Origin of the sequence: Dietzia sp. DQ11-38-2 (assembly GCF_014145055.1) — a bacterium.
Lineage (GTDB): Bacteria > Actinomycetota > Actinomycetes > Mycobacteriales > Mycobacteriaceae > Dietzia.
This window is the reverse complement of sequence record NZ_JAALDW010000305.1, coordinates 1-5739: the sequence shown is the minus strand read 5'-3', so window position 1 is coordinate 5739 and position 5739 is coordinate 1. Positions and strand designations below refer to the sequence as shown.

Below are 5739 nucleotides of genomic sequence, written 5' to 3'. Positions count from 1 at the left end.
CGCGGGGAGGGCCGGGACCTGCGGCGCGTGGCCGGGCGGGGCCGGCGTGGAGGCGGCCGGAAGGTCCGCGGCATCTTGATCGGACTGGATCGCGGGCTCGGGGACCGGGTCGTCGCGGAGGATCCGGTCTAACGGTGTCGCCAGGAGTTCCTCGAGATCCGGCCGGGAGCCGGTGAGGTCCTCGACGAGATTCGCTATGCGCACCACGGCGAGCGAGTCCAGACCGGCAGCCAGCGGTTCGAGCGCCGGATCCACACCGTCCGGGACCACTGCGGCCAGCTCGGGTGCCAGGCCTGCCGAACCACTTGCGAGCGCCTCCGGCCGAGACGCCGCGGGTTCGGCCTGCGCGGACGTCGCCGGTGCTGGGGTCGACGAGGCGGGGGGTGACGAGTCCAGCGTCGACGAGGCGGGACTCGACGGTGCTGGGACTGACGAGGCGGAGTACGACGACGCACTCGCGAAGGGGTTCGGAAGCGCCTTGTGGTCGATCTTGCCGTTCGCTGTGACCGGTAGCTCCCGGTGAATCAGGACAGCGGTAGGAACCATGTACGCCGGAAGCGCCTCCCGGAGTGCGGCACGAATCGCACGCTGGTCGAGTCCGGACTGCGGGGTGAGCGCGACATGCCCGACCAGGCGTTTGCCACCGCCGGGGCCGTCGACCGCACTACAGACTCCCGCACGCACCCCGTCGAGGCGCGTGAGTGCTGCGTCGATCTCTCCGAGCTCCACGCGATAGCCGTTGATCTTGACCTGTCGGTCGACGCGACCGAGGAACCGGATCGTCCCGTCGGGCAACCACATCCCCTCGTCGCCGGTGCGATAGAGGCGTTCGCCGTAGACGGGGTGGACCCGGAACCGCTCCGCGGTCTGTTCCTCGTCGCCCAGATACCCGCGCGCCACGCCGTCGCCGCCGATGAACAACTCGCCCGCGACTCCGATCGGGACCGGCTCCCCGTCCGGGCCGTCGAGAATGCGGAACCACTGCCCGTCCAGCGCCGTGCCGTAGGGAATCGATGGCCACTGCGGATGGACGTCGCCGATGACGTGGTGAACCGACCAGATGGAGGCCTCCGTCGCCCCGCCGAGACTCACGACGACGGCATGCGGGGCGAGGGCGCGGAGTCGATCCGGCAGCGTCACCGGGATCCAGTCACCGGACATCATGACCAGCCTGAGCGAGCCCAGCGCGGTGCGCGCGCGCTCGGGATCCGATTCCGCGTAGTCGACGAGCATCTCGGCCAGGGCAGGCGCGGAGTTCCAGACCGTGACGCCCTCGGTCTCGATCGTGCGCAGCCAGTGCTCGGGATCGGCCTCCGAGCCGCGTTCGGGCAGGACCAGTCGCGCGCCGGCGGACAGGCCGCCGAAGATGTCCCACACGGACAGGTCGAAGCTCAACGCGGACAACCCCAGGACGACGTCCGTCGGACCGGGGTTGAACCGGCGCGCCAGGTCGTCGATCGTCGTCCTGGCCTGAGCGTGTTCGATGGCGACGCCCTTGGGCTCTCCCGTCGAGCCCGAGGTGAAGATCGTGTACGCAAGTCCGGCCCCCTCGACGGGTGCGGGACCGGGACGAACCGCATCGTCCGCAGGCCGCTGGACCACGGCGGGTATCGCCGTGACCCCGTCGGGCATGTCCGTCCCCTGCGCGGCGACAGCGACCCGGGCGCCGGCTCGGGCCGCGATACGTTCCACGCGCGTGAGCGGCCATGCCGGGTCCACGGGCACGTAGGCGGCCCCGGCCGAGGTGATCCCGAGGACGATGCCGATCTGTTCGACCGACTTGCCGAGCAGGACGAGGACCGGCTCCCCGGGTGTGACCCCCCTGGAGTACAGCTCACCGCGGGTCCACGCAGCGATGGAGGCGAGTTCGTCGGCATCCGCGACGCGGTCCCCTTGCGAGACCACGCGCCGCGTCCCGTCCGCGTCCAGCGCCGCCAGCACCGGGTCGTGCAGGCCCGGGCCGGAGTCGTAGGCCACCGGTCGCGGCCGCGGGGTACGGACCCAGGGGTCCAGAAACAGACCCGGTCGCGTCCAGGCGGCCTCGTCGCGGGCCAGTACCTCGACGGCCCTCTGGACCGCGCGGCGCATGCCGTCGACGACGCCGTCGTCGACCGCCCCGACCACGTGGTCCCAGGCGAGGACGAGCGCGTCGTCCTCCTCCCAGTGGATGGCGTCGAGCAGGACCTGGGGAGTCTGGGACACCCCGAACCCGCGTCGGCCGAGCCAGGCGTCCGTGCGGGACCCGGCGCGGTCCCCTACGGAGGAGGTGAAGACGACAGGGTGTTCGGGGATCCCGTTCGTCGGCCCGAACAGCTCGCCGACCACGCGCGATGCAGGCACCGCGCTGTGGTCCACCGCGTCCCAGAAGTTGCGCGTCACCCGGAGGGCGTAGTCCACGAAGCCCTCGGCGCACCCCGTGTGACCGGTGTCGAGAAGAGCGGTCCGGGTGGTGTCCCCCACGCCCGCGTCCTCGCGGGCCTCGGGGTCGAAGAGTGTGGTGACCAGGCAGAAGCGCTCCCGGGCGCCGAAGCGCCGGAGCGCGGCCGCGAACAACGCCGCCAACGCCCCCGTGGGCGAGACACCCCACGCCCGGGCCGCTACGCGGAAATCCTCCCAGACGTCGGAGCCGACCCGGCCCTCCGACCGCCGGAACCGTGGCGGGGTCAGCTGATCGGCCCGAAGGTGGGCGGTGTCCCACGGCCCACCCGGCAGGTCCTGCGCCCTCCCGCGCCAGAACTCCATGGCGTCCCGCTCGGCGGCCTCGGTGCGTGGCAGGGCGGGTGGGGGCACGGCAGACGGGGGCGCCGCCCTCACCCCGCGGCCCTCCGCGCTCTCACCCGAGCGTTCGTGCCGGTGTTCCGAACCCCACTCGTCGAGCACTCGCCGTATCCCGGGGAAGTCGATGAGCAACACATCGAACCCCACGCACAGGACCAGGGACCCGTCGGGCCGCACTACGGCAGCGAACGTGTGCACCGGCCATCGGTGGGCGGGCGCGCGACGGTGGGACAGGTCCTGCCGCGCCTCATCCTCGGCAGCCTGTGGGTCGGGGTGCGAGCGGAGATCCACGATCTCGAACCGGTGGACCCCCGGATCGTCGAGCACCCGGCCCACGCCGTCGCGTCCCACCACCGCCCGGAGCATCGGGTGGCGGGCCACCACGCGGTTCCACGCCGACTCGAGCTCTCCCACGGTGGTGAGGGCGTCAGTCCCGGCAGGCAGCACGAACTCGTACTCGGAGTAGAAGTACGTCGAGACGCCGCCGAGCGGGTAGTCGTCACCCCGGCCGACCCAATAGGTGCCCTGTACGGGAGTCAGAGCGAACGTATCCGGGACCTCCTGACCGCCCGCGTCGGCGGGCGTCATCGCCGTCGACACCTCCGCGGCCACCTTCTCCGCGGACACCGGCCCGGCCGCACATCTCCGCTCGAGTGTCGTCAGGTCGATGTCTCCGACGAAGTCCCGCAGGGGGATCCTCACCCCCGTGCGCTCCACCAGCAGCCGCTGGAGCCGCACCGCCGAGAGCGAGTCCAGCCCCAGGTCCACCAGCGTCCCCGGGCCCACCGAGTCGACCTCCAGGACGTCGCAGACAGCAGCTTCGACCACGGACCAACTCGACGGCATGCCCCACCTCTCGCTCACAACACAAAGCGTCGCTGTCCGGACTGAACCACGGCGACACCGGCACGACTCTATTGATAATGAGTCTCGTTATCAATAGAGTCTCTACAGTCGTTGCCCGTCTCCCCGTTGTTGGAAGGGGGGTCCGCGCGTCCTCGCACCACCACCAGGGAGCCGCCATGTCCTCACCCATCCCCGACGCAGTCGAGGTCGCCGTGATCGGAGCCGGTCCGGCCGGGCTCACGGCGGCGCTCGTCCTGGGCCGCCAGAAGCGGACGGTCGTTCTGGTCGACTCCGGCCAACCGCGCAACGCCCCCGCGACCGAGATGCACATGTATCTCGGCCTCGACGGCAGGTCCCCGAAGGACCTGCGCAGGACGGGGATGGAGGAGGTCGCCGGTCATCCCAACGTCGAGATCGTGCATTCCACCGTGACGGGCATCGAGGTGACCGGCCCCGACACACCGGTCAGTCTCGCCACCTCGGATGGCAGATCATTCCTGGCCGAACGGCTGCTCGTCACCGCCGGGGTCCGAGACGACGTGAGCGGGATCCCCGGTGTGGCGGCGCGCTTCGGACAGGGCGTCTACCACTGCCCGTTCTGCCACGGCCACGAGGTCGACGGGCGGCGACTCGCCGTCCTCACCGACGCCCCGGAGAACCCGGCCCAACCCGGACTGCAGGCGGTCTATCTGGCCACCCACTTCTCCCGCGACGTCACCCTGCTCACCAACGGTCATCCGGTCCCGGACGAGATCCGCGAGACGCTCGCGCGCAATGGCGTTGGGCTCGAGCACCGGCCCGTGACCGAGCTCGGCGGGACCGACGGCGCCCTCACGGTCTCGGTCGGCGACGAGGAGCTCACCTTCGGTGCGGTCTTCCACACCCCCCGGGAGCAACCGCGCGACTCCGTGCTGGGCCTCGATCTCGAGACCGAGGGTGCGCACATCCTGGTGGACTGGCAACAGCGCACGTCGGACCCACGCGTGTTCGCGGCCGGCGACTGCGCCCGTCGTCGCGATGACCCCGTACCGCTGGCGTTCGTGGCCCGCGCCGTCGCCGCCGGACAGGCCGCAGGATTGTGGATCGACCAGGACCTCTTCCGCGCCCAGGCCGGTCTCGGCTGACGCAGTCCCACCCCACCCGTCACCACCCACTCACCTAAGGATCACCACTCTCATGGATCGCCGCGGTTTCCTCCGTCTCATCGCCGTCACCGGTGCCGTCACCGGCGCCGGACTCGCCCTGGGCGCCTGCGCCACCGAGGACGGAGGCGCGAACGGGACCGGCACCGGGACCGGCTCGGGCACAGGCGGAGACGGGGGCACCGTCCGTGTGGCGGCGATGGTCTCCCCGGGGGACACGCTCGACCCCGCCGCGGCGACCTCACCGGGAGCCTGGGTGGGCATCTTCGCTCTGTACGACTCCCTGGTGGTCCTCCTCGACAACGAGCCGGTATCCCAGCTGGCCGAGTCGATCACCTCCAACGACGCGGCGGATGTGTGGACGGTCCGGCTCCGGCCCGACGCCACCTTTTCGGACGGCTCACCGGTGACCGCCGAGGACGCCCTCGCCTCGCTGGTCTACACGGCCGCGTCCCCGATGGCCGGGTCCTTCCTCGCCCCACTGGACACCGCGGCGTCCCGTGCGGTCGACGAGCGCACGCTCGAGCTGCACCTCAGCGCTCCGCGCGCAGACTTCGTCGAGGCTGTCCTGGCCCCGCAGAGCGGCGTGTTCAAGGACGGCGACCCCGACTCCGGCATCGGATCGGGTCCGTTCGTCCTCGAGTCCGGATCGTCCGAGGACGGGTGGGTCTTCACACCCAACCCCCACCACCCGGGCGTCGGCATCGACCGACTCGAGGTGCGGTCGGTCCCGGACCCGGATGCGCGAGCCCGGGCCGTGGTCTCCGGCGACGTCGACTACGCCAACGACCTCCCGGTGACCGCCGCGCGGACGGTGGCCGAACCGGCCCGCATCACCGAGGGAGGCCCGGCGGACTCCAAGGCGCTCGGCCTCATCCTCAACACCCGTGTCGCGCCGTTCGACGACGAGCGGGTACGGACGGCGTTCAAGCTGCTGGTCGACAGGGAGACGCTCGTCGGCACCGTCCTCGGC

At 71.4% G+C, this 5739-nt stretch carries 3 protein-coding genes; 2 read left to right on the top strand and 1 reads right to left on the bottom strand.

Annotation, left to right across the window (positions count from 1 at the left end):
- A partial coding sequence (locus G6026_RS10875) for an amino acid adenylation domain-containing protein (protein WP_194307608.1) occupies nt 1-3642 on the bottom strand: 3642 nt, incomplete at its 3' end.
- A gap of 158 nt (nt 3643-3800) precedes the next feature.
- On the opposite strand from G6026_RS10875, the gene G6026_RS10870 reads away from it, so the two are divergent.
- Together G6026_RS10870 and G6026_RS10865 are read left to right on the top strand one after the other, a co-directional pair.
- Entirely contained in the window at nt 3801-4748 is a 948-nt protein-coding gene (locus G6026_RS10870) for an NAD(P)/FAD-dependent oxidoreductase (RefSeq protein ID WP_182613189.1), read from the top strand.
- 52 nt (nt 4749-4800) lie between these two features.
- A partial coding sequence (locus G6026_RS10865) for an ABC transporter substrate-binding protein (RefSeq protein WP_277815606.1) occupies nt 4801-5739 on the top strand: 939 nt, incomplete at its 3' end.